The sequence below is a fragment of the Methylobacterium sp. 13MFTsu3.1M2 genome (genome assembly GCF_900112625.1).
Taxonomy (GTDB): Bacteria; Pseudomonadota; Alphaproteobacteria; order Rhizobiales; family Beijerinckiaceae; genus Methylobacterium.
This window is the reverse complement of record NZ_FOMM01000038.1, coordinates 18,211-44,157: the sequence shown is the minus strand read 5'-3', so window position 1 is coordinate 44,157 and position 25,947 is coordinate 18,211. Positions and strand designations below refer to the sequence as shown.

Annotated in this window: 19 protein-coding genes; 9 read left to right on the top strand and 10 right to left on the bottom strand. The window is 73.0% G+C overall.

Annotated features, from left to right (window positions below):
- Positions 1-3,565 (bottom strand): S8 family serine peptidase (locus BM314_RS31330; RefSeq protein ID WP_091981708.1); only part of this gene is annotated, 3,565 nt, incomplete at its 3' end.
- Between the two features lie 380 nt (positions 3,566-3,945).
- On the opposite strand from BM314_RS31330, the gene BM314_RS27740 reads away from it, so the two are divergent.
- Both BM314_RS27740 and BM314_RS27735 read left to right on the top strand, forming a co-directional pair.
- Complete coding sequence (locus BM314_RS27740; protein ID WP_056529747.1) at positions 3,946-5,001, top strand: helix-turn-helix domain-containing protein; 1,056 nt, start codon at positions 3,946-3,948, stop codon at positions 4,999-5,001.
- Between the two features lies 1 nt (position 5,002).
- A complete protein-coding gene (locus BM314_RS27735) occupies positions 5,003-6,190 on the top strand; it encodes a transporter substrate-binding domain-containing protein (protein ID WP_091981701.1) in 1,188 nt (395 codons plus the stop codon).
- A 13-nt stretch (positions 6,191-6,203) separates the two neighbouring features.
- On the opposite strand, the gene BM314_RS27730 is transcribed toward BM314_RS27735, so the two are convergent.
- The 6 genes from BM314_RS27730 to BM314_RS27705 form a co-directional block, all read right to left on the bottom strand.
- The gene (locus tag BM314_RS27730; RefSeq protein WP_091981699.1) at positions 6,204-7,577 is read right to left on the bottom strand and encodes an LLM class flavin-dependent oxidoreductase; all 1,374 of its coding nucleotides are present in this window, start codon (positions 7,575-7,577) and stop codon (positions 6,204-6,206) included.
- A complete protein-coding gene (locus BM314_RS27725; protein WP_091981697.1) occupies positions 7,577-8,815 on the bottom strand; it encodes an SfnB family sulfur acquisition oxidoreductase in 1,239 nt (412 codons plus the stop codon). Before BM314_RS27725 ends, BM314_RS27730 begins: the two co-directional genes overlap by 1 nt.
- Before the next feature lie 10 nt (positions 8,816-8,825).
- The gene (locus tag BM314_RS27720; protein ID WP_170868195.1) at positions 8,826-10,067 is read right to left on the bottom strand and encodes an SfnB family sulfur acquisition oxidoreductase; all 1,242 of its coding nucleotides are present in this window, start codon (positions 10,065-10,067) and stop codon (positions 8,826-8,828) included.
- A 208-nt stretch (positions 10,068-10,275) separates the two neighbouring features.
- On the bottom strand, positions 10,276-10,929 hold the full coding sequence (locus BM314_RS27715; protein ID WP_020096012.1) for a methionine ABC transporter permease: 654 nt from the start codon (positions 10,927-10,929) through the stop codon (positions 10,276-10,278).
- A 78-nt stretch (positions 10,930-11,007) separates the two neighbouring features.
- Entirely contained in the window at positions 11,008-12,174 is a 1,167-nt protein-coding gene (locus BM314_RS27710) for a methionine ABC transporter ATP-binding protein (RefSeq protein ID WP_091981694.1), read from the bottom strand.
- Complete coding sequence (locus BM314_RS27705) at positions 12,174-12,974, bottom strand: MetQ/NlpA family ABC transporter substrate-binding protein (protein ID WP_091981691.1); 801 nt, start codon at positions 12,972-12,974, stop codon at positions 12,174-12,176. Before BM314_RS27705 ends, BM314_RS27710 begins: the two co-directional genes overlap by 1 nt.
- A 562-nt stretch (positions 12,975-13,536) precedes the next feature.
- Between BM314_RS27705 and BM314_RS27700 the strand changes: the two genes are divergently transcribed.
- From BM314_RS27700 to BM314_RS27670, 7 genes are all read left to right on the top strand, one after another.
- Entirely contained in the window at positions 13,537-13,743 is a 207-nt protein-coding gene (locus tag BM314_RS27700) for a hypothetical protein (protein ID WP_091683321.1), read from the top strand.
- A gap of 346 nt (positions 13,744-14,089) precedes the next feature.
- Positions 14,090-15,313, top strand: a complete 1,224-nt coding sequence (locus BM314_RS27695; RefSeq protein WP_091981689.1) for a metallophosphoesterase family protein — start codon at positions 14,090-14,092, stop codon at positions 15,311-15,313.
- A gap of 67 nt (positions 15,314-15,380) precedes the next feature.
- Positions 15,381-16,649, top strand: coding sequence for an arsenic transporter (locus BM314_RS27690; RefSeq protein WP_056529770.1), 1,269 nt, complete (start codon positions 15,381-15,383; stop codon positions 16,647-16,649).
- A gap of 31 nt (positions 16,650-16,680) precedes the next feature.
- Complete coding sequence (locus BM314_RS27685; RefSeq protein ID WP_020096018.1) at positions 16,681-17,601, top strand: DMT family transporter; 921 nt, start codon at positions 16,681-16,683, stop codon at positions 17,599-17,601.
- Positions 17,602-17,613: 12 nt separating this feature from the next.
- Entirely contained in the window at positions 17,614-19,011 is a 1,398-nt protein-coding gene (locus BM314_RS27680; protein ID WP_091683322.1) for a TAXI family TRAP transporter solute-binding subunit, read from the top strand.
- A 124-nt stretch (positions 19,012-19,135) separates the two neighbouring features.
- On the top strand, positions 19,136-20,458 hold the full coding sequence (locus BM314_RS27675) for an adenylate/guanylate cyclase domain-containing protein (RefSeq protein WP_244540061.1): 1,323 nt from the start codon (positions 19,136-19,138) through the stop codon (positions 20,456-20,458).
- Positions 20,459-20,570: 112 nt separating this feature from the next.
- On the top strand, positions 20,571-20,810 hold the full coding sequence (locus BM314_RS27670; RefSeq protein ID WP_020096021.1) for a hypothetical protein: 240 nt from the start codon (positions 20,571-20,573) through the stop codon (positions 20,808-20,810).
- A gap of 83 nt (positions 20,811-20,893) precedes the next feature.
- Here BM314_RS27670 and BM314_RS27665 read toward each other — a convergent pair whose 3' ends face one another.
- From BM314_RS27665 to BM314_RS27655, 3 genes are all read right to left on the bottom strand, one after another.
- Positions 20,894-21,835 carry an NAD(P)-dependent oxidoreductase gene (locus BM314_RS27665; RefSeq protein ID WP_091981687.1) on the bottom strand — a complete coding sequence of 314 codons (942 nt, stop codon included), beginning with the start codon at positions 21,833-21,835 and terminating at the stop codon, positions 20,894-20,896.
- An 88-nt stretch (positions 21,836-21,923) separates the two neighbouring features.
- The gene (locus BM314_RS27660; RefSeq protein WP_244540060.1) at positions 21,924-24,407 is read right to left on the bottom strand and encodes a putative bifunctional diguanylate cyclase/phosphodiesterase; all 2,484 of its coding nucleotides are present in this window, start codon (positions 24,405-24,407) and stop codon (positions 21,924-21,926) included.
- Positions 24,397-25,854, bottom strand: coding sequence for a cytochrome P450 (locus BM314_RS27655; RefSeq protein WP_091981682.1), 1,458 nt, complete (start codon positions 25,852-25,854; stop codon positions 24,397-24,399). Before BM314_RS27655 ends, BM314_RS27660 begins: the two co-directional genes overlap by 11 nt.
- Between the last annotated feature and the right edge of the window lie 93 nt (positions 25,855-25,947).

Genomic DNA, 25,947 nt, shown 5'->3' with positions numbered 1-25,947 from the left:
CGTCGCCGTAGCTCTGGCCCGACAGGCTCGCCAGGCCGCCCGGCAGCGTCGCCGGGCCGGCCGCGTAGAGCGGGTCGAACACCCGCGCCCGCGCCGCGTCCGGCCGCGTGCCGGCGGCCGGGCGGGCGAGGTCGAGGGCCGCGCCCACGGCCCGGGCGTTGCCGGTCTGGGCGAGGCCGAGGCCGGCGAGGTTGCCGTAGGCGGCCGGCGTGACCACGAGGTCGAGGCCGGTGGCGGCGTAGAGCGCGTCGAGGCGCGTGCCCGCCGGCAGGCCCGCCGCCGGCTGGGCGAGCCCGCTGAACGAGCCCGACAGCCCGGCCTGCGCGGTCAGCACGCCGAAGCGCTGGCCGAGCGCGGGGGTGAAGCTGTTTGTGGCGTTGCCGGTGATGCCGCGCAGTTCCGGCACCAGGGTGCCGTTGGCCGAGACCGTGCCGGTCGGGCCGAGCGCCAGCAGGCGGGCGTAGCTGCCCGCGCCGGTGCCGGTGCCCGGTCCGTCGATGTCGAGGCCGAGGCTGCTGCCGGGGGCGAACGCCACCGGGCCGAGCACGGTGAGCGTGCCGGGGGAGTTGCCCGGCCGCAGGGCGCCCGCGACCGTGACCGGGGCCGCGACGGTGCCGATGCCGCGCAGGGTGCCATTGGCCGCGACCGTGACCGGCGAGGTCCAGAGGCCGTTGAGGGAGAGCGTGCCGGCCTGGATTGTGGTCGGGCCGGAGAAGAGGCCGGGGCCGGTGAGCGTGAGCGTGCCGGGGCCGGCCTTGGTCAGGCTGGTCGGGCTGGCGGTCTCCAGGATGGCGCCGGCGTAGGTGGAGGCGGCCGCACTGGCGACCGTGAGGGCGCCGTTGCCCAGGACGGCGGAGGCCGGGCCGGCGAGGTCGGTGAGCGTGAGGGCGGTGCCGCCGAGGTCGAGGGCGCCGGTGTTGGTCAGGCCGGTGAGCCCGGCGAGCGGGCCGGTGATCTGCACGAGGCCGGTGTTGGTGAGCGTGCCGTTGAACTGCCCGGACAGGCGGGCGATGCCGGTGTTGGTCAGGTCGGCGGTGAGGGTGCCGTCGCTGGCGACGAGGCCGGCGTTGCTGAGGCCGCCGGAGGCGGAGAGGCTGGCGCTCTGGGCGACGGCGACGAGGCCGGCATTGGCGAGGGGGCCGGCGAGGCTGTAGCTGCCGCCCGTGGTGACGGCGAGCGTCGCGCCGGCGGCGTTGGCGAAGGGGCCGGTGCCGGCCACGGATCCGGCGACGGCGAGCAGGCCGGCATTGTTGGCGATGGGCCCGTCGATGCGGCCGGCGCTGGCAAGCACGGTGCCGGCATTGGTCAGGCCGCCGCTGATCGTGCCGCTGGTGGCGAGGAGGCCGGTGTTGGCGACGCCGCCGCCGATGGTGCCGGCGTTGCTCAGGATGCCGCTGCTGATGACGCCGCCGGCGATCGTGCCGGTGTTGAGGGCGGTGCCGGTGTTGGTCAGTCCGCCCGCGAGGGTGCCGGCGTTGACCAGGCTGCCGCTGTTGGTCGCGCCGCCGCCGATGGCGCCGGTGTTGAGGGCCAGACCGGCATTGGCCAGCCCGCCCGCGACGGTGCCGGTGTTGAGGGCCAGACCGGCATTGGCGAGGCCGCCCGTGATGGTGCCGCTGTTGGCGAGGACGCCGAAGTTGCCGACGTTGCCGGAGACGAGGCCGGCATTGAGGAAGCTCGCCGCCGAGCCGACGAGAACGGGCGCGGTGAGGCTGCCGGTGGCGGTCAGGGCCAGGGTGCCGGTGCCGACCAGGGCGCCGCCCGTGAACGTGTTGGCGGCCGAGAGCACGGCGGTGCCGGGGCCGGTCTTGACGAGCACGCCCGGCTGGCTGCCGTCGGCGATCGGCCCCGCGAAGGTGGCGGTGCCGAGGTCGATCTGCAGGGTGCCGGGGCCGGAGAGCGTGAGCGGGCGGGCGGTGGCGAAGCCGTCGGCCAGAACCTCGAGGGTGCCGCCGCCGAGGGTCAGGCCGGTGCCGGCGGCGCCGAGATTGGCGTCGCGGGAGACGGCCAGGGTACCGCCGAGGACGGCGGTGCCGCCGGCATAGGTGTTGGTACCGGCGAGTTCGAGTGTGCCGAAACCAACCTTGATCAGACCGCCGACGCCCGAGATGTCGTTGGCGAAGCGGCCGTAATAGGCTTGGCCATTGTAGGTGGTGTTGACCGTCCAAGTGGAGGTGAACTGACCCGGGCCGTCGATGGCCTTGCCGAGGTTGAGCAGGCCCCAGCCGTAGATGGCGTTCGGGGCGTTGGCGGGCCCGTCACCGAGATGGGTGGCGGTTGTGAACATGGTCTGGGCGATCTGCGGCGCCGTCAGGAACGGGAACGCCTGACGCAATACGGCCGCAGCACCGGCCACGTGCGGCGCGGCCATTGAGGTGCCTTGCAGAGGCCCATAGTTTGAACCATTAAGAATTTTATTGTTGTTGGCGTCGAAGCCGCTGTAGCCCTGTCCGACCTGCACAGTTGAATAGATGTCGACGCCCGGTGCCGCGATGCACCACGCTGCCGTAACACCGCACCAGTTGCTGAAATTGGCGATCTTCTTGTTTTCGTTGACTGCGACTATTGAAACGATAAAGCCGTCGAGTTTAGAAAAATCGATTTTGCTTTGGTCGACGGGGCCGGTCGGCGCATAGTCGGGGCTGGGATCGCCATTAGGGTCAGTCCCGTAGGTGGTATAAATTTGGTAGAGACCGCTATTCGCATTCGCTGGCTTGATGAATGGATAGAATGCGGCGCCGCTTGGGTTTTGAGTTACATCGGGTTGACTTCTTCGATCGTTGCCTGCGGCAAAGACCATGAGCATGTCTGACTGTGCGGCCCTAAGGAGCGCACTGGCCTCTCTTTCATCTGATATCTCGAATTCTTGAATTGACATTCTTCTATAGTTGGGATTCAAAAATCCATCGACAATCGGAGAAGAGGTCGTCGGTCCATAGCTGCCATTCAAGACCCGGGCGCCGCTTTGAGTTGCTGCCTCCACTGCAGAGATTGTATTGCGTAAATTGAATAACGCCAATATCTTGCTGTCGAAACCGACCCCCATCATCCCGACGCCATCACGGGCAGCCGCAACTGTACCAGCCACATGGGTTCCATGACTGGATGCAGTGTCCGTATCGAATATAAGGGTTTGATTTAGTCCGGGAATAAAATTTCTTGATCGCTGAGAGATCCGTCCTCGGAATTCTGGATTCGTGGGGTCGATCCCGGAGTCAATCACGGCAACCAATACGCCTAGACCGGTGAAGCCTCGGGCGTAAGCGGTGGCGGCATTAATCGCAGACAAGCCCCAGTCGGCTCTGTACTCGGGCGTGTCGAACTGCGCCGCGGTCAGGGGAACGCCAAAAGCATCGAACGTCGAAGGCGAGCGCGCCGGCACGGTCTGCCCAACCACAGGTCCGAGAGCCAGGGTGAGCGTAGCGAGCGAGCTGCCGACCAGCAATCCCATCCGCACGGGGCCGCGTCGCCGCGTTCCAGCGCCCGTGCGCCTGCTCGGATCACAGGATCCGGTCACACGCTCTACATCGCTATACTGTTGGACCACCGGACTGACCCCCGTCATGCCTGTCGCAAACTGTGTACGGGGGGGTAGGAAATGCGGCTTTAACGAACTATCACATTGCGGCCACACTCGGCGCCGCGCGCGACAGTCTGAAACGGCAATCCCCCTTTCTGGGACGGAAGGAACCATTCCGCGGCTCGCGTGTCATGGTGGTCCGACGCTGCCGCGCGCGGCGCCCCGATCCGGCGGCCCCCGCGTCGAATCGCACGCCGCCCGGGCAAACGACAGTGTACAGCCGCTCGGGTCGGCGGGAGACAGGAAGACTGTCCGGGTGGGCGCGGCTAACGTGCGGGACGACCGGACCGCGTTGCCACGCGTCACCTTGGGGCAGGCCCTCGTTCTTCATCGGTCGCGCGAACAGCAGGTGTCAGGCTCTACGTATGTCTTCCGAGGAGAGAAACCAGGACCCGGACGCGGCGCCGGCCGGGGGCGAGGCTCCGGGCGGCGAGGTCGCCTGCCTGCGGTTCGAGCCGCCCGGGGATCCCGCGGCGTTGGGGCGGGCGTGGCAGGACCATCTCGCGCCCATCTTCGACGTGAGCTTCCGCCCGGAGACCGACCTGACCGTCCCGATCGCGATGCGCAGCTACCATCTCGGCGACCTACTGGTCGGCGACGTGGTGGCGCCGGCCCACACCCTCGTGCGGACGCGGGAGATGATCGGCCAGCAAGGCCTCGACCACATCCTGCTGCAATTCTACCGGCGGGGGCAGAGCCGCGTGGAGACCGATCAGGGCACCGGCCCCGTGAACGAGGTGCAGTGCATCGTCTTCGACCTCGCCCAGCCCGTGCGCATCGTGGCGGGCGCGGTCGACGCCACGAACGTCGTGATCCCCCGCGCCCTGCTGGAGAAGCAGGGCTGCCACCCCGACGCCCTGCACGGGCGCCCCCTCGACCACGACGGCGACCCGTTCGGGCGCCTGGTCCATAATTTCGTCGCCAACGTCGTCGCCTGCGGCGACCTCCTCGACCGCCGCGAGGCCCTGGCGGCCTCGGCGGCGATCACCCAGCTCTGCGCCAGCTGGCTGCGCGGGCAGGAGGAGGGGCGCCCCTCCCAGCACCAGGACATCCGGATCCGGGTCCGCCGCCTCGTCGAGGCGGAACTCGGCAACCCGAAGCTAACGCCCGCCCTGATCGCGACCCGGCTCGGCCTGTCGCGCTCGACCCTGTACCGGCTGTTCGCCCCCAACGGCATCGTGGCGTATATCCGCGACCGCCGCCTCATGGCGGCGATGCGGATGCTCGTGCGCGACGATGCCCCCAAACCCCTGCGCATCTCGCAGGTCGCCTTCGCGGTCGGCTTCTCGGACGAGCGGACCTTCCGGCGGGCGTTCAAGCGCCGGTTCGGCTTCATCCCGAGCGACGCGTCCCAGCGCCTGGAGACCGGCCCCGAACCCGCGCCCGGCGCCGTCCTGCGCAACTGGATCGAGAGCCTCTGACGTGCCGCGCCGGTCCGCCGGCCGGCGGCGCGCCGGCGCCGCGGGCGTCCTGTCCCTCTGCCTGTGCCTCTCCCTGTGCTGCGCGGCCGCCGCGTCGCTCGCCCCGGGCCCCGTCCAGGCCGAAACCCGGGAGGCGGCGCCCGCCCTCCGCACCGGCGAGCCCGAGACGTGGCGGGTCGCGACCCATCCGGTGCCGCCCCTGGTCATGGACGAGGACGGCCGGCTGCGCGGGTTCAGCATCGATCTCTGGAACGCCCTCGCGCGGGATCTCGGCGTCCGGACGGCCTACCTGCGCGTCGACGACCTGCCGGCGCTGTTCGCGGCGGTCTCGGACGGGCGCGCGGACCTGGCCATCGCGGCGGTGTCGATCACCGCGGAGCGCGAGCGGCGTTTCGACTTCTCCGTCACGATGCTGGAGACCGGCCTGCGCATCGCCGTCCGGGCGGAGCCGGACGCGACCGGCTCGGCCACCGCGCGGGCTCTCCGGGCGCTCCTGAGCGACGCCGCCTTCCTGCAGGTCCTGCTGGGGCTCGCCGCCCTGATCCTGGCGGTGGCGGCCCTGGTCTGGTGGCTCGAGCGGCGCCACCCCGGCGGCATGGCGGCGCGCTCGGGACCGGCGCGCGGCTTCGCCCACGTCGTCTGGTGGGCCCTGAGCAGCCTCGCCGCGCAGGCGGAGGAGATGCCGCGCAGCCCGCTGGCGCGGGCCGTCACGGTGCTCTGGCTGTTCACCTGCATCGCCCTGGTGGCGTGGTTCACCGCGGGCCTGACCAGCACGGCGACCGTGGAGCGCCTGCGCGGCGCGATCAACGGCCCGCAGGACCTGCCGGGCAAGCGGGTGGGCACGGTCGCCAACACCACCTCGGTCGCCTACCTGGCGGACCATTTCGCCACGCCGGTGGGCTTCGCGACCCTGGAGGAGGCCTGCGCGGCGCTCCAGGCCGGCACGGTCGCGGCAGTGGTCTACGATGCCCCCGCGCTCAGCTACTACGCGACCCGGCCCGGCCACGAGGCCCTGCGCCTGGTCGGCACCGCGTTCAACCGGCAATCCTACGGCATCCTGTTCCCGGCCAACGACCCCCGGCGCAAGCGCGTCAACCAGGCCCTGCTGGGCCTGCGCGAGGACGGCCGCTACGACGAGATCTACGGTCGCTGGTTCGGCTCCGAGAGCGGCGAGTCCCAGGGGCGCTGATCAAGGTCGCTGATCAGGGCCGCCGAGGCGCGCCGCGATAGGCCTCGGCCGGGTGGCGCGCGGGCAGCCGGTCCCCCTGGCCGAACAGCTTCGCCCGCAGCGAGCCCTCGGCGTAGGCGGTCTTGTAGAGGCCGCGGTCCTGCAGTTCCGGGATCACGAGGTCGATGAAGTCGGAGAAACTCTCCGGCACGACGATCCGGCTGAGGTTGAACCCGTCGACCTCGCCCTCCGTGATCCAGGCCTGGAGTTCGTCGGCGATCGTCACGGCGTCGCCGGTGAGGACCGCGTAGCGGCCGCCGAGCTGCAATTCGGCGAGGAGGTCGCGCTTCGTCAGCCCGCGCCTGGCCGCCGCCGCGGTGGCCGACTGGATGGCGTTGCCCGGCGCGTAGGGGATCGGCTCGTCGAGGCCGTAGCGGGCGAAGTCGATCCCCGTGGAGGCGGAGAAATGCGCGAGCCCCGCCTCCGGGCTCGCGTAGGACAGGTACTCGTCCCGCTTGGCCTCGGCCTCCGCCCGGGTCCGACCGGGGATCACCGCGAGGCCGACGAACACCTTCACGTCGTCGGGTTCCCGGCCGGCCGCGACCGCCTCGGCCCGGATGGCGCGGACGGATTCGCGGGCGGTGGCCGGGTCGCGGGCCGAGATGAACACGCACTCGGCGTGGCGGCCCGCGAAGGCGCGGCCGCGGCCCGAGGCGCCGGCCTGGTAGAGCACCGGCGTGCGCTGGCGCGACGGCTCCGACAGGTGGTAGCCCTCGACCGCGAAGAACTCGCCCCGGTGGACCACCTTGCGGATATGGGCGGGATCGCTGAACACCCGGCCCGCCCGGTCGCGGCGCACGGCCGCGTCGTCCCAGCTGCCCTCCCAGAGCCGGTAGAGCACCTCCAGGTACTCGTCGGCGTAGTCGTAGCGCCGGTCATGAGCCGGCAACGCGCCGCCGCTCTGGGCGCGGTGGGCGCTGTCGAGGTAGCCGGTGACGACGTTCCAGCCGATCCGGCCGCCCGTCAGGTGGTCGAGGGTCGAGAGGCGCCGGGCGAAGGTGTAGGGCGCCTCCTGGTGGACGTTGATCGTCACCCCGAAGCCGAGATGCTCGGTCACCGCCGCCATGGCGGAGATCATCACGGTCGGGTCGTTGACCGGGAGCTGCACGGCCTCCCGGGCGGTCACGTCGATGCCGCCGCCGTAGACGTCGTAGACGCCGATGATGTCGGCGATGAACAGGCCGTCGAACAGGCCGCGCTCCAGGAGCCTCGCCTGCTCGGTCCAGTAGGACAGCGTGTTGTAATCGGCCGAGCGGTCGCGCGGGTGGGTCCAGAGCCCGTGGTTGATGTGGCCCGCGCAGGTCATGTTGAAGGCGTTCAACAGGATCTGCTTCTTTCCGAGGGCCATCAGAGCGCTCCGTGCCGGGGCGGCTGCCGGCCGTCGAGGTGGTAGGCGCCGATCCAGTGGTACTTCCAGCGCACCGGATCGTGCAGGGTGTGGGTGCGGACGTCGCGCCAGTAACGGTCGAGCGCCTCGGCCCGGTCGGTGGCCGAGGTGCCGCCGAGCTCGACGAGCTTGTTGGCCGCGAGCAGCCCGGCCCGGTGGCTCGCCGCCCGGGCCTCCGCCACCGCCACGGAGGCCGCCGCGACGCTGTCGGCGTCGGGGGCCTCCTGCGCGGCGTCGACGAAGCGGCCGGCCCGCGCCAGCAGGGCGTCGGCCGCCGCGAGGCGCACCTGGACGTCGCCCAGCGCGTGGAGGGTCAGGGGATCCTCGCTCGCCCGCGCGACCCCGGAATCGATCCACGGCCGGGCGCGGTCGCGCACGAAGGGCAAGGTCGCCGCGAAGGCGCCCGCGCCGATGCCGAGATCGATCCCGGCGTGCAGGATCTGCGCGAAGGGGCCGAGGGCGGTGGGCCGCTCCAGCGAGGCCTGGAACGGCACCACCCAGTCGGGCTCCACGGCGACGCGGTCGAACAGGACCGAGCCCGAGCCGGTGAGCCGCTGCCCGAACCCGTCCCAGTCGTCGACCAGGGTCACGCCCGGCGCGTCCCGGGGGACGAAGACGAGGTAGGCGACCGCCCGGCCGTCCTCCTCGGCGTTGGCCAGGGTGGGGATGCGGTGGGCGTAGAGCGAGCCGGTGCAGTAGTCTTTGCGGCCCTCGACAGTCCAGCCAGCCGGGTCGCGCACGAGGCGGGTGCGGCGGGTGTGGTCGCGCGCGCCGGTCTCGGCGAGCGCGTTGCCGAAGCGCTCGCCCGCCAGGACGCGGCCGTAGAGGGCGCGCTTCTGGGCCTCGGTGCCGCCGTTGCGGAGCACCTCCAGGGCGTAGAAATGGTTCTGCGGGATCTGGCCGAGGGAGCCGTCCGCCGCGGCGATCCGGGCGATCACCTGGGCGACCGTGGCGCTGTCGAGGCCGGGGCCGCCGTATTCCCTCGGCACCGTGATCGCCCAGAGGCCGGATTCGGTGAAGCGCGCGATCTCGGCGACCGGCAGGCGGCGCTCTAGGTCGCGCTCGGCGGCGGCCTCGGCGAAGGCCTCCGCCAGCCGGTCGGCGACGGCGAGCGCCGCGGCGGCGTCCGGAAGGACCGGCACCGGGCGCGGCGGCGCGGGTGCCTGCGTGAAGGCGGTCTCGTGGGGCTGGAGCGGCATCGCCCGGTCCTCAGTTCCACTGGTGCCGGGCGGGCAGCACGCCGTTCAGGGCGTGGTTCCCGAGGAGGTGGTACTTCCACCGCACGGGGTCGTGCAGGGTGTGGACCCGGGCGTCGCGCCAGTACCGGCCGAGATTGTACCCGTCGCGGGTCGCCGAGGCGCCGGCGAGCTCGAGCAGCCGCTCGGAGGCCTCCAGGGCCGCCTCGGTGGTGAGGATCTTGGCCTGCGCCACCGCCACCGACGCCTCGGCCGCGCTCTGGGCGGTGACGGGGGCCGCGGCGATCCGGTCGAGCGCCCGTCCGGTCCGGGCCAGGACCTCCTCGGCGGCGTGCAGGTCGACGGTGAGCCGCCCGACCTCGCCGAGGATGTGGGGATCCTCCGCGACGGTCTCGGCGGTGAAGGGATAGGGCCGGGTCCGGGTGCGCAGGAAGTCGAGGGCGGCGGCGGCCGCGCCCCGGGCGAGCCCGGCGTCGATCGCTGCGTGGATCAGCTGCGAGACCGGCCCGAACAGGCCCGGGCGCCCGGCGAGGGGCGCGAGGTCGATCGTCAGCTCCGCCTCGACCGGGGCCTGCGCGAAGATCACGCTGCCGCTCGCCGTGGTGCGCTGGCCGAAGCCCTGCCAGTCGTCCACCACCCGCACGCCGGGGGCGTCCCGGCGCACGAAGACCAGGAGCGGCCCGCCGTCGGGGCCGACCGCGCGCGTCGGGATCCAGTGGGCGAAGAGCGCGCCCGTGGAGTAGAAGCGCGTGCCGCTGAGCCGCGGGCCCTCCGGCCCGGCGGTCAGCCGCGTGTCCACGCCGGTGATCGCCTTGCCGTTGCGGGCGGGGCCGGCATTGCCGATCCGGTGGCCGGCGAGCACGTCCCGGTAGATCCGCGCCTGCTGGGCGGGGCTGGCGGCGGCCGCGACCAGCGCCAGGACGCCGAACTGGTTCTGGGGGATCTGCGCCGCCGAGCCGTCGGCGGCGGCGAGGATCGCGAAGACCTCCGCGAGCGTCGCGTGCGAGACCCCGGCGCCGCCGTGTTCGCGCGGCACCGTGATGCCGCCGAGCCCGCTCTCCGTGAAGGCCGCGATCTCCGCCCAGGGCAGGCGCCGGTCGCGGTCGCGCTCGGCCGCGCCCGCCGCGAAGATCCGGGCCACGGCCCGCGCGGCCGCGATCGCCTCGGCGTCCGAGCGGATCCGGTGCGGCGGCGCCGGCGGCGGCAGCCGATCTTCGACCGGGTCGGTGACGGGATCGTCCAGGTGCAGGCTCATACGGTTTCCGGTTGACCGCTCGGGTTGGGACGTCCCGCCGTCATCGCGAGCGCTGCGAAGCGCCCCGGGGCCCACGCGCGGTCGGAAGACGCGGCGCTGCCTGGATCGCTTCGCTCCGCGCGCGCGGACGGCGATGTCGAGGTCGTCGACCGGGGACGATCCATGGCTGCAGGCTCCCGGTCGGATCGCCCAGATCGGACGGTTTCGCTCAGCGGGCCCGGAGCCGCCGCACCGCGGTGTCGCCCGCGAACTGGACCGCGCACACGAGGGCGATCAGGATCGCGATCACCACCACCATCACGGTGGTGTCGAAGCGCTGGTAGCCGTACCGGATGGCGACGTCCCCGAGCCCGCCCGCGCCCACCGCGCCCGCCATCGCGGAGGCGCCGATCATCGCCACCACCGTGATGGTGAAGCCGGCCACGATGCCCGGCAGCGCCTCGGGCAGGAGCACGTGGGCGAGGATGTGCCGGCGCCGGCAGCCGATGGACTGGGCGGCCTCGATCAGGCCCGCATCCACCTCCCGCAGCGAGACCTCGGCGATCCGGGCGAAGAACGGGGTCGCGCTCACCGAGAGCGGCACGATCGCCGCCCAGACGCCGATCGTGGTGCCGGCCACCAGCCGGGTGAACGGGATCAGCGCCACCAGCAGCACGATGAAGGGCACGGCCCGGAAGCCGTTGACCACGGTCCCGACCACCCGGTGGGCCGTCGGCGCCGCGAAGATGCCGCCGGGCCCGGAGGTGACGAGGAACAGCGCCAGGGGAATGCCGGCGACCACGGCGATCCCGGCCGAGACCCCGACCATGAGCGCGGTGTCGAGGAAGGCCTGCCAGAGGCGTTCGATCATCTGCGGCGACATGGCGGGCCTCCGGGTTCGGGGTGCAGGGGCGGCGGTGCAGCGGTCGGGGTATCGGGGGAGGAGCGGTCCCGCATCGTTTCACCCCTCCGCCGCGTCGGCGGGGACGTAGCCGACCCGCTCCACGTCGCCGCCGAGCGTCCGCAGCCGCGCCTCCGCGCCCGGGTCGTCGGCCGGGACGGCCACCAGCATCCGGCCGACCGCGTGGCCCTGGATCCGCTCGATGCCCGCCTGGAGCAGGCGCACCGGCGCCCCGGCCCCCGCGAGGCCCGACAGATCCGGCGCGGCCCGGCCCGAGCAGGTGATCCGCAGGATCGCCCAGCCGCCCGGCGCGGGCCGCGGCTGCAGCCGGGCCGCCAGATCCGGCGGCAGGCCGCGGGTCAGGGGTTCGAGCAGCGCCCGGGTGGTCGGGTGCTCGGGCGCCCCGAACACGCGCCAGACCGGCCCGGTCTCGACGACCCGGCCGCCCTCCAGCACCACGACGTCGCTGCAGATCTCGCGGATCACGCTCATCTCGTGGGTGATCAGGATGATGGTGATCCCGAGCCGCCGGTTGATGTCGCGCAGCAGGTCGAGGATCGCCAGCGTCGTCTCCGGGTCGAGGGCGGAGGTCGCCTCGTCGCAGAGCAGGATCTCCGGATCGCTCACGAGCGCCCGGGCGATGCCGACCCGCTGCTTCTGGCCCCCGGAGAGCCGCGACGGGTAGGTGTCGGCCTTGTCCTCCAGGCCGACGAGGCGCAGGGCCTCCGCGACTCGCGGGCCGATCGCGCGCCGGGGGACGCCCGCGACCGTGAGCGGCAGCGCCACGTTCTGCCGGACGGTCTTGGCCGCCAGCAGGTTGAAGTGCTGGAAGATCATGCCGATGCGCCGGCGCAGGGCGACGAGCCCGTCGGTGTCGAGGGCGTCGATCGGGGCGCCGTCGACCAGGACCCGGCCCGAACTCGGCGCCTCCAGCCGGTTGACCGTGCGCAGGAGGCTCGACTTGCCCGCCCCCGAGCGGCCGATGATGCCGAAGATCGCCCCGGCGGGGATCGCGAGGTCCACCCGGTCGAGCGCCTGCACCGGTCCGGCGGCCGAGCGGTAGGTCTTCGAGACGGACTCGAACCGCACCGTTCCGGTCTCCCGGCCGGCCTCGCTGCCGGGCGCGGCGGCCGGGGTCCGGGCGGCGGTCGCGGCGCCCGGGCTCGTCCGCCCGGCCGCGGCCGGCGTGCCCGGATCGCGCAGGCTGTCGAAGATCAGGCCGACCATCAGTTCTGCCACGCCAGCAGGTAGAGCTTGTCGCTGTTGGCGAAGGACTTGCGGATCTGCTGTTTCACGGCCTCCGAGGTCTGGAAGAGCGTCACGAATTTCCGGATCACGGGGTCCTCCTTGCGGGCGGCCTTGGTGACGAAGCTCACGGCGAAGCGCCGGTCCTCGATACCGGAATAGATCAATCCGCTGGTCGGGTCGAAACTGCCGGCCGCCACGATGAAGTGCGGGTAGCCCAGGGCGAGGTCGACGTCGCCGGTGATCCGCGCGAGCTGCGGCCCCTCGACCTCGGTGAACCGCAGCGTCTTCGGGTTCTCGACGATGTCGTCGAGGGTGCCGAGGAAGCCGACACCGTCCTTCAGCGTGATCAGCCCGGCCTTCTGGAGGAGCAGCAGGCCGCGGCCCTGGTTCACCGGGTCGTTGGCGATCGCCACCGTGCCGCCCGCCGGGATCTGGTCGAAGCTCTTATGCTTCAGGGAGTACAGGCCGATATTGGACAGGATCCCGAGCCCGACGATGTCGAACGCGTAGCCCTTCTGCTTGGCGGCGTTCTCCATGAAGGGGCGGTGCTGGAAGAAGTTCACGTCGATGTCGCCGGCGTCGAGGGCGACGTTGGGCGTCGTCCAGTCGCTGAACTCGACCACCTTGACGTCGAGGCCCTCGGCCTTGGCCTCCCGGGCCGCGACCGTGACGGCGTCGCCGTAGGCCCCGGGCACGACGCCGACCCGGAGGGTCTCAGCCCCGGCCGGCAGAGCCCCGAGGCTGAGCGCCGCGACGGCGAGGAGACGCAGGAACTTCATCGGGCGGGAACTCTGATCGGGATGGACGGGGGCAAGTCCGGCTGCCGGGCCGCGATGGTTCGCGCCGCATCCGAAGGCATGCGGACACGATTCATCAAGTCGACAGGCGCCGTCTCACGTGGATGATTGTCTCGCGTCAGGTTTAGATCAGCGCGGCCCGCCCCGAAATTCTAAAGATCGTCGTTCGACGACACGAACGATCTCCCGATACCCCTGAACCGGAGAGGCGCATGCTGCGCCCCCGCGGGGCGCCGGTCCGTCCCGCGCGCGCGGTCTCAACGAGCGGTCCGGTCGCGGGAACGGGGCAGGGCGCTCGGGCGCGTCCCGGCCGGCCGGACCGGTCGCCGAATACAGGTCGGTCCGGCGGGGGGAGCGCCGGAACAAGCCTTGTCGGATCGGATTGAACCTGCGATTATCCAGTCATCGCAACGGCTTAGTGAAGATCATGCTCTTCCGCGAGCACTCCGCGAACGAAACCTTCTCCCCCATCCTCGATCCGGGGGATGAGCCTTCCCGGGTCGTGGAGATGCCCCGCCGCCCGGTCCCCGAGGCCTGGTCCGGCATCGCCGCGCCGGCCCTCGCCCCGGGCGACGAGGTGGTCTTCGACCGGCTCGACCTCGCCGAGATCCTCGGGATCTGGCGCCATGCCCGCGGCCGGGTCGTGGGGCTCCACCGCCCGTGGGGCGCGGCCGCCACCGTGGACGTGCAGTTCGAGGGACACGAGACCCTGGAACGCTACCTGCCGGACCTGTTCCGGCGCGTGCACTGAGACGCGCCGACAAACCCGCCGGCCGGCGGAGTCATTGGCTGACCCCGGGCTGAACCCCGGGCTGACCCCGGGCTGACCTTGCGCCGACATCGCCCGGATCTGTCGGCTGAGAGGACAGCGAGTGTCTGTTTTCACGACACTTCGCGGCGCCGGGCACGGATCGGGCCCGCGCTCACGAAAATGTAGGCCCCCACCGGCGCGCGTCTCCCCCCCGGGCCGGAACCCCGCCGGCTCCGAAACGTCGGGCCGGTCGCGACCACCGCGGCCGATCTCCCGGCCGGGGCGGACGGGCCTGTCCGGGGGGCACGATGGCTCAGGGAAACCACAGACGGCGCGCGGGCGCGCCATGACGGCGAGCCACGGCGTGTTCGCCTTCGCGCATATCGGCGACCTGCATCTCGAGCGGGCCTCCGACCCCCACGCCGCCGACCTGCGGGCGATGCTCGCCGAGATGGCGGGGCTGCACCGACACGGTCTCCTCGACTTCGTCTACATCCCCGGCGACCTCGCCGAGGACGGGCGGGCGGAGCAGTACGCGGTCCTGCGCGAGGCCCTGGACCGGCACCCGGACCTGCCGGTGCGCCTGATCGCCGGCGACCACGACCGCCAGCACGGCACGATGGCGGATTTCGACGCCCTGTTCGCCGCGGTCGCGGGCAGCCCGCGCGGCGGCGGTCACGCGGCGCGGTGCCACGACCTGCCGCGCCCGCGCGACCCCGTCTCCGTGACGCACTACTACTTCGCCGAGACCTGGGCGGGCGTGCGCTGCCTGTTCCTCGACATGGTCAGCCCCGGCTACGGCCAGAAGGGCTTCGGCCTCGATTTCCGCCTCGGCCCCCACCAGCTCGCGTGGCTCGGCGAGGAGCTGGCCCGGGCCGAGCGGGAGGGCCAGCCCTGCGCGGTCTTCGCCCACACCTACCCGGACGACCTCTGCGTGCCCGACGAGCGGGCGGCGCTCGCCGGCCTGATCCGCCACTACGGCGTCCGCCTCGTCGAGATGGGCCACACCCACTACAACGAGCTCGCCCCGGACGGGCGCACCCTCTACGCCGCGGCCCGCTCGGTCGGCCAGAACGAGGACGGCTCGGTCGGCTACGCGGTCGCGGCGATCGACGGGCCGGTCGCGAGCTGGCGGTTCAAGCCCCTCGACCGGGCGCTGCCCTTCGTGATGATCACGAGCCCGGCCGACCGGCGCCTCGCCACGGCGCCCCTCGACGCCGCCGACGGCACAGTCTCGGTGCGCGCCCTCGTGCTGTCGGACCGGCCGCGGGCCGCGTGGCGCTGTCACCTGCGCGTCGATGGCGGCCCGGCCCACCCGATGGTGCCGGACGGCCCCCGGACGGTCCACGCCCGCATCCCCTGGCGGGACGGCGCGCGCCGCCTCGCCGTCACGGTCGCGGACGGCACCGGCCACACCGACACCGAGGTGATCGAGCCCGTGGACCGGAGCTTCGTGCCGCCGCCCGCGCACGAGCGGCCCGGCAGCGACGCGTTCCGCCTGCCGGCCTGGCCCGAGAAGGGGCTCCGGGGCGACCAGCTCGGGCCGAACCGCAACGGCCGGCACTGGTAGCCGGTCCTGCCCGAATCGCGGCACACCGCACCGCACGATCCACCCCACCAGAGGACCACCGCAACCGATGGGCGCGCTGACGCTGACCCCCAACATCGCGACCTGGACGATCGCCGCCCTCGCGACCCTCGGCGTCATCCTGCGGCCGTTCGCGTGGCCGGAGGCGATCTGGGCCGTGCTCGGGGCCGGCGCCCTCGTGGCCCTCGGCCTGCTCGCCCCCGCCACCGCCTGGGACGGCGTGCTGAAGGGGACCGACGTCTACCTGTTCCTCGTCGGCATGATGCTGATGTCGGAGGTGGCCCGGAAGGAGGGCCTGTTCGACTGGCTCGCCTCGATCGCCGTGCGCGCCGCCAGGGGCTCGGCGACCCGGCTGTTCACCCTCGTGTACCTGGTCGGCACCGTCGTGACGGTGTTCCTGTCCAACGACGCCTGCGCGGTGGTGCTGACACCCGCCGTCTACGCGGCCACCAAGGCCGCCAAGGTGGAGAACCCCCTCCCCTACCTGTTCATCTGCGCCTTCATCGCCAACGCGGCGAGCTTCGTGCTGCCGATCTCGAACCCGGCCAACCTCGTGGTCTTCGCCGAGCACATGCCGCCGCTGGTGCGCTGGCTCGGCCTGTTCGCCCTGCCCTCGCTGCTGGCCATCGCGACGACCTACGCGGTGCTGCGGCTGACACAGGCGAAGACCCTGCGCGGGCAGGAGGTCGCCACCGACGTCGAGGCACAGCCGCTCTCCCGCACCGGCCTCGTGGCGGGGATCGGCATCGTGGCGACCGGCGGCGTGCTGATCGCGGCTTCCGCGCTCGGCCTCGACCTCGGCCTGCCCACCTTCGTGGCCGGGCTCGCCACCACGATCGTCGTGCTGCTGCTCAAGCGCGGTGGCCTCGTCGAGGTGGCCAAGGACGTGTCGTGGAGCGTGCTGCCGCTGGTGGCCGGCCTGTTCGTCCTGGTGGAGGCCCTGGAGAAGACCGGCGTCCTGGCGATGCTGGCGGACCTCCTCAAGGGCTACGCCCACGCCGCCCCGGAGGCCACCGCCTGGGGGGCGGGCGGCCTCGTCGCGGTGCTGTGCAACCTCGTCAACAACCTGCCGGCCGGGCTGATCGCGGGCGCCGCGGTCCAGACCGCCCACGTGCCCGAGAAGGTGGCGGGCGCGATCCTGATCGGCGTCGATCTCGGGCCGAACCTGTCGGTGACCGGCTCGCTCGCGACGATCCTCTGGCTCACCGCCATCCGCCGCGAGGGCCAGGATGTCGGCGCCTGGACCTTCCTCAAGCTCGGCCTGCTGGTGATGCCGCCGGCCCTCGCGCTGGCGCTCGCCGGCCTGCTCCTCGTCTGACCCTTCCCCGCAAACCCGAAGGTCCGCGCGCGTGACGGCTGCCCTCCTCTATCCCTTCATCCTGGTGGCGGGCGCGCTGCAGGCGATCGGCAACGCCATGAACGCGCAGCTGCGCGGCCGCATGGTCAATCCGTGGCTCGCCGCGACGGTGTCGTTCCTGCCGATCGTCTTCGTGTTCACGACCCTGTTCCTCACCATGCCGACGCCGCTGCCGAGCCTCGACAGCTTGGGCAAGATGCCCTGGTACGCGCCCCTCGGCGGCCTGGCCGGCGCGGTCGCGGTGTTCGGCGGCCTCGCCTTCATCGACAAGGTCGGCGCCGGGCCGTTCAACGGCCTGACGCTCACCGCCAACATCCTCACCTCCCTGGCGATGGACGCGCTCGGCCTGTTCGGCCTGCAGGCGGCGGGCTTCAAGCCGATGCCCTGGCTCGGCGGCCTGCTGATGGCGGTGGGCGTCACCTTCATCGCGCGCTCGGGCGGCAAGAGCGACGGCGGCGGCTCGGGGGTCGGCGGCAAGCTGCTCTACCCGTTCATCCTCGTGGCCGGCGCCCTGATGGCGATCGGCGTGGTCTGGAACGCGCAGCTCCGCGGGGCCCTGGAGAATCCCTGGCTCGCCGCGACGGTGTCGTTCGTGCCGGTCGTGTTCGTGTTCGCGCTGATGTTCCTGCTGCGGCCGTCGCCGCTGCCGACCCGCGACGACGTCGCGGGCGTCCGCTGGTGGATGCCCCTCGCCGGCCTCACCGGGGCGGTCGCGGTCTTCGCCGGGCTGCTCTTCGTCGACAAGGTCGGGGCCGGCGCCTTCAACGGCCTGCTCATCACCGCCAACCTCCTGACCTCGGTGGCGCTCGATCATTTCGGCTGGTTCGGCATGAAGCGGGTCAAGGCCGGCCCGCCGCGCCTGATCGGCGCCGCCCTGATGGTCGGCGGCATCGTGCTGATCTCGCTGTTCTGAGTGGCCGGGGCAATGTGGACCCTCCCCGCCTGGATCCTGCGCCGGGAGACCCTGCTCCTGGCCGGGGCCGCCCTCCTGGGCGCGGGCGGGGTCGCGGCGTGGTACCTGCTCCAGGCGACGGTGCTCACCATCGCGGTCGCTCCCCGGGACGGGACCGAGCCCGGCCTGATCAAGGCCTACGCGGACGCGCTCGAGGCCGCGCACGAGAATGTCCGGCTGAAGATCCTGTCCTTCGACGACGTGCGCGAGAGCGCCGCCGCCCTGCAGGACGGGCGCGCCGACCTCGCGGTGGTCCGCCCCGACGTGCTGCTGCCGACGAACGGCCTGACCCTGGCGATCCTGCGCGACCAGGCGATGGTCATCGCCTCGCCCGAGCAGGCCGGGATCACCAGCTTCCCGAAGCTCGCCGGCAAGCGGCTCGGCATCGCGGCGCACCGGGACGCCGATCTCTGGCTGCTCCGGAACCTCCTCGGCTATTACGGGCTCACCCTGGAGGAGGCCGCCGGCCCGGCCCGGGACTCGACGGTCCTGCTGGTCCCGGTCGATCAGGAGGCGGTGGCCGGCGCCTTCCGCGAGAAGCGGATCGACGCCTTCGTCAGCATCATCGCGCCCTCGGCGCCGAAGGCGCTGGCCCTGGTCTCGGCCGTGCAGGGCGTCGCCCGCGGCGGCAAGGTGGCGTTCGTCGCCGTGGAGGATGACGGCGCGGTGATCGAGCGCTTCCCGCGGCTCCAGGCGGTCACCGTCCCGGGCGGCCTGTTCGGCGGCCGCCCGAAGCTGCCGGCCGACGACGTGAAGACGGTGGGCGCCTCGTACCGGCTGATGGCCCGGGCTTCCTTAAGCCGCGTCGTGGCGGCCGACGTGACCCAGCAGCTCTTCGAGAAGCGCGGCGCCGCCGCCCTGGCGACGGACGCCGCCGAGTACGTCCAGGCCCCGGCCTACGACACGACCGTGGCGGCCACCAGCGCCCGCATCCCGATCCATCCGGGGGCGATCGACTATTACGAGCGCGACCAGCACGGCTTCATCGAGCGCTACGGCGACACGCTCTACCTCCTCGGCGCGCTGGTGGGCGGCCTCGTCTCGGTGCTGGCCTGGATCCGGCAGCGCCTCGCCAGCCTGCGCCGCGAGCGCATCGACGAGCTCCTGGACCGGCTCCTGGAGATCGCCGGGCAGGCCCGGGCGCTGCGCGACCCGGCGGCGATCGAGGCGCTCACCGTCGAGGTCGACGCGCTGGCCATGGACGTCGTCCGCTACGCCCGCGAGCGGGAGCCGGACACCCGCACCATGTCGGCGGCGTCCGTCGCGATCGACACGGCGCGGGCGACCATCGCGGATTGCCGGGCGCGGGCGGCCGAGGACGGGGGGCGGACCGGGCGGCCCGTCCGGCTGCACGGCGCGGGCGGGGCCTGACATGTCCGTCCCAGCGCCCGCGCCCGCCACCGTGCCCGCCACCGCAACAGAATCGGATCGGAGCGACGCCGCGCCGGACGCCGCCTCGGTCAGGGCGCGTGTCGGCGCGCGCGTGGGGGCGCGGGTGCAGCGATCCCTGCGCTCGCGCACCGTGACCTGGATGACGGTGGGGTTCGCCACGATCCTGGTGATGACCGCCATCGCGCTCGGCGCCTTCGTGTACCAGCAGCGCGGCGTCGACGCCGTGCGCCACACCGTGGCGGTGGACGGGCGCCTCGCCCGGGTCCTGTCGGCGGTGCAGGACGCCGAGACCGGCCAGCGCGGCTACCTGCTCACCGGCGACGAGGCCTTCCTGCTGCCCTTCACCGAGGGGCGGCTGAACGTCGACCAGCAGCTCGATCTCCTGCGCGACCTCGTCCAGGACGATCCCGACCAGCGGGGCGACCTCGACACCCTGGCCGGGCTGATCCGCCGGAAGCTCGACGAGCTCGGCGCCAGCGTCGCCCTCATGCGCGCCGGCGACGGCGCGGCGGCCCGCGCCTCCGTGGCGGACGGGCGCGGCAAGCAGGTGATGGACGCGATCCGCGACCGGGTGCGCCGCATGGAGGCGCACGAGGCGCGGCGGATGGAGCGGCGGCAGGCGACGGTGTCGCGGATCGCCCTGGCCATCTGGGTCATGGTCGGGGCCCTGGCGGTGCTGTTCGTGCTGTTCGCCGTGTCGGCCCTGCGGGAGGCGACCCGGCGCAACCGGCTGTCGCGGTTCCTGCCGCAGGAGCTGGTCCTGCGGCTCGCCGACGGCGACGGGAGCCTGAAGGCCGGCCGCCGCCAGCAGGCCGCCATCGTGTTCGTCGACATGCGCGGCTCGACCACCCTGGCCGAGAGCCTGGATCCGCACCGGCTCTCCGAGTTCCTGTCCGCCTTCCGGCGGCGGGTGACGCGCCTCGCCCGCCTGCGGGGCGGTGTGGTCGACAAGTTCATCGGCGACGGCGCCCTGGTGGTGTTCGGCCTGCCCGAGCCCCGGCCCGACGACGCGGCCCGCGCCCTCGCTTTCGCGCAGGACCTCGTCGCGGTGATCGCCCGCTGGACCGACAGGGCCGCACCCGCGCAGGCCGTGCGCATCGGTGTCGGCGTCCATTACGGCGAGGTGTTCTGCGGGATCATCGGCGAGGAGGCGCGCTACGAGTTCACCGTGCTGGGCGACGCCGTCAACGTCGCCGCCCGCCTCGAGCAGGCGACCAAGCTCCACGGCGTCCCGATCCTGGTCTCGGAGGCCGCACGGCTGGCCGCGGGGGCGCCGGCCGAGGCGTGGCGCGAAGTCAGTCGCGAGCCCCTGCGGGGGCGCCGCGAGCGCATGGCCTACCACACGCCCGCCGCCCCGGGAGCGGGCGGTCCCGGCCCCCGCCGGGAAGAAGATATCGCGTTTCCGGCGGTCGAACCGGCCCTCTGAGAAGAACCTGCCTGTCGTCGGGATCGAATGGAGAACAAGCATCTCCGTGCGCAGCGAAATTCGAAAGACGTGTCCATTGCGAACGGACCTGCCGAGCGCGACATTCGGCACCATGCGCAGCGCCTCTGAAAACCAGTCGCCGGCCTTCGATCCGTTCGGCGAGCCCGTCGCCGACGGCGTCGCCGGCGCCTGCCCGGCCACCTCGACCGGCGACCGCACGGCGCGGCGCGTCGGCGGTGCGGTGTTCTGGACGCTGGCGCTCGCGATCCTGGCCGGCCGCGTCTACGCCTACGATCTCCCGGCCGTGCAGGCCGTCGCCTCGCACGCTGCCCAGGTGCTCGCCCTGCGCTGAGCCTCCCGGTCGAGCCCGTCGAAGGCGACCCGCGCGGCGCGCAGGGTTCCGTCGATGTGCAGCCGCGCGCGGGCCCTCCCGGTTCAGTCCCTCGTGAGGTGGCGGCGGACGGCCGCGGCCGTGACGGCGGAGACGCGCACGTTCGATTCCTGCGTCACCCCGGCGATGTGCGGGGTCAGGATCAGGTTCGGCACGTCCGCGAAGACGGCCCCCGCCGCCGCGTCGAGGGGCTCGCGGTCGAACACGTCCAGCGCCGCGCCGCCGAGATGGCCGGACCGCAGGGATTCGGCCACGGCGGCCTCGTCCACCACCCCGCCCCTTGCCGCGTTGATCAGGATCGCGCCCTTCGGCATCCGCGCCAGCACCGCCGCGTCGATCAACCCGCGGGTCTGATCGGTGAGCGGCACGTGCAGCGAGAGCACGTCGCTCTGCGCAATCAGCGCGTCGAGCGCCTGGCTCTGCACGGGGCCGTAGGCCGGGTTCCAGGCCGGGTCTCCCGCGGCCACGAAGGGGTCATGGGCGGCGATCGCCATGCCGAGGGCCGCCGCCCTCCGGGCAGTCTCGCGGGCGATCGACCCGAAGCCGACGAGGCCGAGGCGCTTGCCGGCGATCTCGCGGCCCATCAGGGCGTTGCGCGGCCACGTCCCGGCCGCCACGCGGGCCGTGGCCCCGTAGGCGCCGCGCAGGAGCAGCAGCGCGGTGGCGACCACGTACTCGGCGACCGCGCCGTCGTTGGCGCCGGTGGCCGGGTAGACGGCGATGCCGCGCGCCCGGCAGGCCGGGACGTCGATGTTGTCGAGGCCGACGCCGAGGCGGCCGACGACCTTGAGATCGCGGGCGGCGTCGAGCAGGGGGCCGCGGACCTGGGTCCGGTTGCGCACGATCAGGGCGTCGGCCCGGGCCACGGCGGCGGCGAGGTCCCCGGGCCGGTCGACGAGACCCGGATCGTACTGCACGTCGAGGCCGGCGAGCTCGGCCGCGATCGCGGCCTCGTCCATGAACTCGCTGATGACGACCTTGGGCATGGCGCGCCTGTGTCCCGGTTCCGCGTGATCGTCTCCCGCTAGAGCCGTTCCGGCCCGCGTGGCAACCCGGATCCGGGCTCGCCCGCCCTCAGGCGACCGCGCGGACCGCCCGCTCCGTCGGGAGCGCCCGCCGGGGCAGGCTCTCGATCAGGCCGGGGATCTCCTCGGGCGGCCGGGCCGGGCTGTACAGGAAGCCCTGCGCGCTGTTGCAGCGCCGCAGCCGGAGCAGCTCGGCCTGCTGCTCGGTCTCGACGCCCTCCACGGTGACGTCGATGCGCAGGTCGCGGGCGATGACCATGATCGCCTCGATCACCGTCAGGCATTCGGGGCGGCTGCTCAGGTCGCGCACGAAGGCGCGGTCGATCTTGATCTTGTCGACCGGGAACTGCGTCAGGTAGCTCAGCGAGGAGTAGCCCGTCCCGAAATCGTCGAGGGCGATCCGCACGCCGAGCGCCCGCAGGGAGCGGAGATTGTCCAGCACGTGCGGCGTGTTGGCCAGGAAGATCGACTCGGTGATCTCGATCTCCAGGCGGTCCGGCGCAAGGCCGGTCTCGCCCAGCACCGCCGCGACGTCGGCGAAGAAGTCGGGCCGGCGGAAATGGACCGACGAGATGTTGACGGCGACGCGCAGGCGCACCGGCCAGGTCAGCGCCTCCGCGCAGGCCCGCCGCAGGGCCCAGCGCCCGATCGCGAGGATGAAGCCCGTTCCCTCGGCTATCGGGATCAGCTCGGCGGGCGAGACGGGGCCGAGACCGGGCCGGGTCCAGCGGAGCAGCGCCTCGCAGCCGACCACTTGGCCGTCCTGCAGGCTGACCAAAGGCTGGTAGTGCAGCGCCATCTCGCCGTCGGCGAGGGCCTGGCGCATCGCCTCGTCGAGTTCGTGCCGGCGCTGGACGCGCACGTCCAGGTCGCGGTCGAAGCCCCGCCAGCGCCCCTTGCCGCCCTGCTTGGCGCTGTAGAGCGCGAGATCCGCCTTCCGGAGCAGGTCCTCGGGCTCGGTCGCGTCCGCGGGGGCGCAGGCGATCCCGATGCTGACGCCGATCTCCGCCCGGACGCCGTCGATGAGGTAGGGCTCGCGCAGGGTCGCGATCGTGGCCTCGGCCAGGGCCTGCGCGGCCGCGCCGTCCCGGCCGCGCTGCAGGATCGCGAACTCGTCGCCCCCGAGACGGAACGCCTGCGCGTCGGCCGGGAGCAGGGCGCGCAGGCGATCGGCGACCTGCCCCAGCAGGGCGTCGCCCGCGGCGTGGCCGATGCTGTCGTTGACGGTCTTGAAGCCGTCGAGGTCGAGGTAGAGCAGGCTGACCGTCGCGTCCGGGGCCGGTTGCGCGTTCTGCGGCGCGTTCTGCGCGGCGGCCGCGCAGGCCTCGGACGCGACGTCGTGGAACATGACCCGGTTCGACAGGCCGGTCATCGGGTCCCGGGTGGCCAGATAGGCGATGTGCGCCTCCGCCCGGCGGGCCTCGGTCACGTCGGAGCCGACGCCCCGGAACCCCGCGAAGCGCCCCTTCTGGTCGAGGAACGGCTTGCCGCTCAGCCGGAGCCAGCGCCGGCCGGCCGGCGTGTCGACGGCGATCAGGTGCTGGTGGAAGGCGACGCCCCGCCGGAGACGGTCCACGAGGTCGGCGCTCTGGTCGGCCTCGGGGGGCGCCTCCGCCCGGCCGGCAAGCAGCGCCGGGAACGAGGCGTGCTGGAGCCTCTGCACCGGGCAGGCCAGCACGTCCGCCATCCGGGTGGAGACGTGCTGGAACCGTCCGGTCCCGTCTGTCTCCCACAGCCAGTCGCTGGCATTCGCCTCGAAGGCGTTGAGCAGCAGCCCGATCGTCTCGCTCTGGTCCTCGACCCGCACGCGGTCGAGGATGCGCTGGCGCGACAGGCGGCTCATGCGGCTCACGCTCGTCACCACGAAGATCGCGTAGACGGCGAGCAGGAAGCCGATGCTGAGCGCGACCGGCTCCCCGGACCGGGCCAGCCCGACGAAGCTGCCGACGATGACCGGGACCGCGAACAGGTACGAGACCGACAGGAGCGGGCCGACCACGTAGGCGTCCGAGATCAGGCCGGCCACGATGGCGACGACGAGCAGCCGCGCGTCGCCGCCGGAGGGGGCGAACAGCACGACCGGCAGGGTCGCCCAGGCGAGGCCCAGGGCGAAGGCGAGGCCGGCGGAGATCCGGCAGCCCCACCGGACGGTGTGCGCCGAGGCGGTGTCGCCGTGGGTGCGCCAGTAGAGCCAGGTCGCGTAGGTCGCCGCCGTGATCAGCACCGCGACCACGGCGAGCAGGCCGAGGAGGTAGGTGTGCGAGGCCGAACCCCAGAAGAAGTACGCGACGGCCAGCGCGATGATCAGGTGCGTCACCGCCGAGTAGGTGGCGAGCTTCAGCGTCTCGTCGAGGAGCCCCGCCCGCACCTGCAGGCGGTAGCGGCTCGGCAGCGCGTCGTCGGCGTCGGGACCGAAGAGGCGGCCGAGCAGCGATCCCGGCCGGCGGTCCGGCCAGGTCCCCCGCCGCGCGCCCGGCCCGGTCGCGCCCGCGGAGATCTCGGGCGACACCTCGGGCGACATCTCAGGCGGCATGGGCCGCCCCCTGCTCGGCCCCGTGCCCGTCCCCCTGTCCGGTCCCGTGGCGGGGCGCGACCCTCATGGTCAGGCCGCCCCTGGGCCGCAGGGTCACGCGGAACTGCGCCCCCGGCATCTCCGCCGTCACCGGCCGGAGGCGGAAGGCGGGCAGCAGCGTCGCGAGGACGACGAGGCACTCGGTCAGGGCGAGGCCCATGCCGATGCAGACCCGCGGGCCGGCGCCGAACGGCAGGTAGGCGTAGCGGTCGCGCGCGGCGGCCCGCTCCGGCGCGAAGCGGCCCGGGTCGAACGCCTCCGGCCTGTCCCAGAGCAGCGCGTGCCGGTGCAGGGCGTAGACCGGCACGTGGACCGACTGCCCGGCCGGCACGACCGTGTCCCCGAGCCGGACCGGGGCCCGCGTCCGCCGCACGATCAGCGGGGCCGGCGGATAGAGGCGCATCACCTCGAGGAGCACCTGACGCGTGTAGGGGAGCCGGTCCACGGAACCGGGATCGGACTCGGGATCGGCGCCGAGGCGCGCCATCTCGGCGACGACGCGCTCCTCCACCTCCGGGTGCTCGGCCAGGACCCGGAAGGTCCAGGCCAGCGCCAGGGCGGTGGTCTCGTGGCCGGCGGACACGAAGGTCAGCAGGTTGTCGACGAGGCTCGCCTCGGTGAGCGGCGCGCCGGTCTCCGGGTCCCGCGCCTGCAGCAGGAGGCCGAGGAGGTCGGAGCCGGGCTCGCCGCGGGCCCGGCGGCGCGCGATCGTGCGGGCGACCTCGCCGCGCAGGTAGCGCACCGCCTCCGCCCCGGCCCGGGACCCCGGATGCGGGACCCAGGCCGGCGCCCGCAGCATCTCCAGGGCGATCTTCCAGCTGGTCTGGCCGAGATAGGCGTCCATCGCGGCCCCGAAGGGCCCAACCTCTAGGTGGGGATCGCCCGACACCATCGTGGCGACGATGACGTCGAACGTCGTGCGCATCATCTCGCGCAGGATGTCCCGCTCGCTCCCGGCGGGATCGGCGTCGCGCCAGCGCGCCCGCGTCGCCGCGGCGGCCCGGGCCATGGCCGGCACGAAGCTCCGGACCCGGTCCGGGCGGAACATCGGGGTCGCGGTCCTGCGCTGACGCCGCCAGTGGTCCCCGTCCGCGGTGAGGACCCCCGCCCCGAGGGCCGGGGCCAGCGCCCGGAGCATGAACGGCTCCCGCTCCAGCGCCTCGGCCTGGTCGACCATCAGGCCGCGGATGTGGCCGGGATCGCAGACGTAGGTGGTCCGCTGGCCGAGGAAGCGGGTGGTCACCAGGGGTTGTGTGTAGATCTGCCGGGGCCAGGCCTCGATCAGGCTGCCCAGCATCGTGACGAGCACGGATGGTAGCGCGACCGCCTCGGCCACGCCCTCTGCCACGGCCGCCGCGAACGGCGGCCGTCCCGGCGCGCAGACCCTGAACGTTCCGACAGCGGGCATACCGGCTCCCTCGCGGGACCAGATTCGAGGTTCAACGTTAAGTTTTGGCTTGCCGCCGCGGCGCCGTCGAGCGCTTCCCCCGGCGCCGGGGCG

Excerpts from the sequence above, each read along its gene's own strand:
- BM314_RS27695 (WP_091981689.1), top strand. The coding sequence starts at position 14,090 with ATGACGGCGAGCCACGGCGTGTTCGCCTTCGCGCATATCGGCGACCTG.
- BM314_RS27660 (WP_244540060.1), bottom strand. The coding sequence starts at position 24,407 with ATGCCGCCTGAGATGTCGCCCGAGGTGTCGCCCGAGATCTCCGCGGGC.
- BM314_RS27730 (WP_091981699.1), bottom strand. The coding sequence starts at position 7,577 with ATGGCCCTCGGAAAGAAGCAGATCCTGTTGAACGCCTTCAACATGACC.
- BM314_RS27715 (WP_020096012.1), bottom strand. The coding sequence starts at position 10,929 with ATGTCGCCGCAGATGATCGAACGCCTCTGGCAGGCCTTCCTCGACACC.
- BM314_RS27670 (WP_020096021.1), top strand. The coding sequence starts at position 20,571 with ATGCGCAGCGCCTCTGAAAACCAGTCGCCGGCCTTCGATCCGTTCGGC.
- BM314_RS27725 (WP_091981697.1), bottom strand. The coding sequence starts at position 8,815 with ATGCCGCTCCAGCCCCACGAGACCGCCTTCACGCAGGCACCCGCGCCG.
- BM314_RS27705 (WP_091981691.1), bottom strand. The coding sequence starts at position 12,974 with ATGAAGTTCCTGCGTCTCCTCGCCGTCGCGGCGCTCAGCCTCGGGGCT.
- BM314_RS27740 (WP_056529747.1), top strand. The coding sequence starts at position 3,946 with ATGTCTTCCGAGGAGAGAAACCAGGACCCGGACGCGGCGCCGGCCGGG.
- BM314_RS27710 (WP_091981694.1), bottom strand. The coding sequence starts at position 12,174 with ATGGTCGGCCTGATCTTCGACAGCCTGCGCGATCCGGGCACGCCGGCC.
- BM314_RS27720 (WP_170868195.1), bottom strand. The coding sequence starts at position 10,067 with ATGAGCCTGCACCTGGACGATCCCGTCACCGACCCGGTCGAAGATCGG.
- BM314_RS27680 (WP_091683322.1), top strand. The coding sequence starts at position 17,614 with ATGTGGACCCTCCCCGCCTGGATCCTGCGCCGGGAGACCCTGCTCCTG.
- BM314_RS27655 (WP_091981682.1), bottom strand. The coding sequence starts at position 25,854 with ATGCCCGCTGTCGGAACGTTCAGGGTCTGCGCGCCGGGACGGCCGCCG.
- BM314_RS27690 (WP_056529770.1), top strand. The coding sequence starts at position 15,381 with ATGGGCGCGCTGACGCTGACCCCCAACATCGCGACCTGGACGATCGCC.
- BM314_RS27665 (WP_091981687.1), bottom strand. The coding sequence starts at position 21,835 with ATGCCCAAGGTCGTCATCAGCGAGTTCATGGACGAGGCCGCGATCGCG.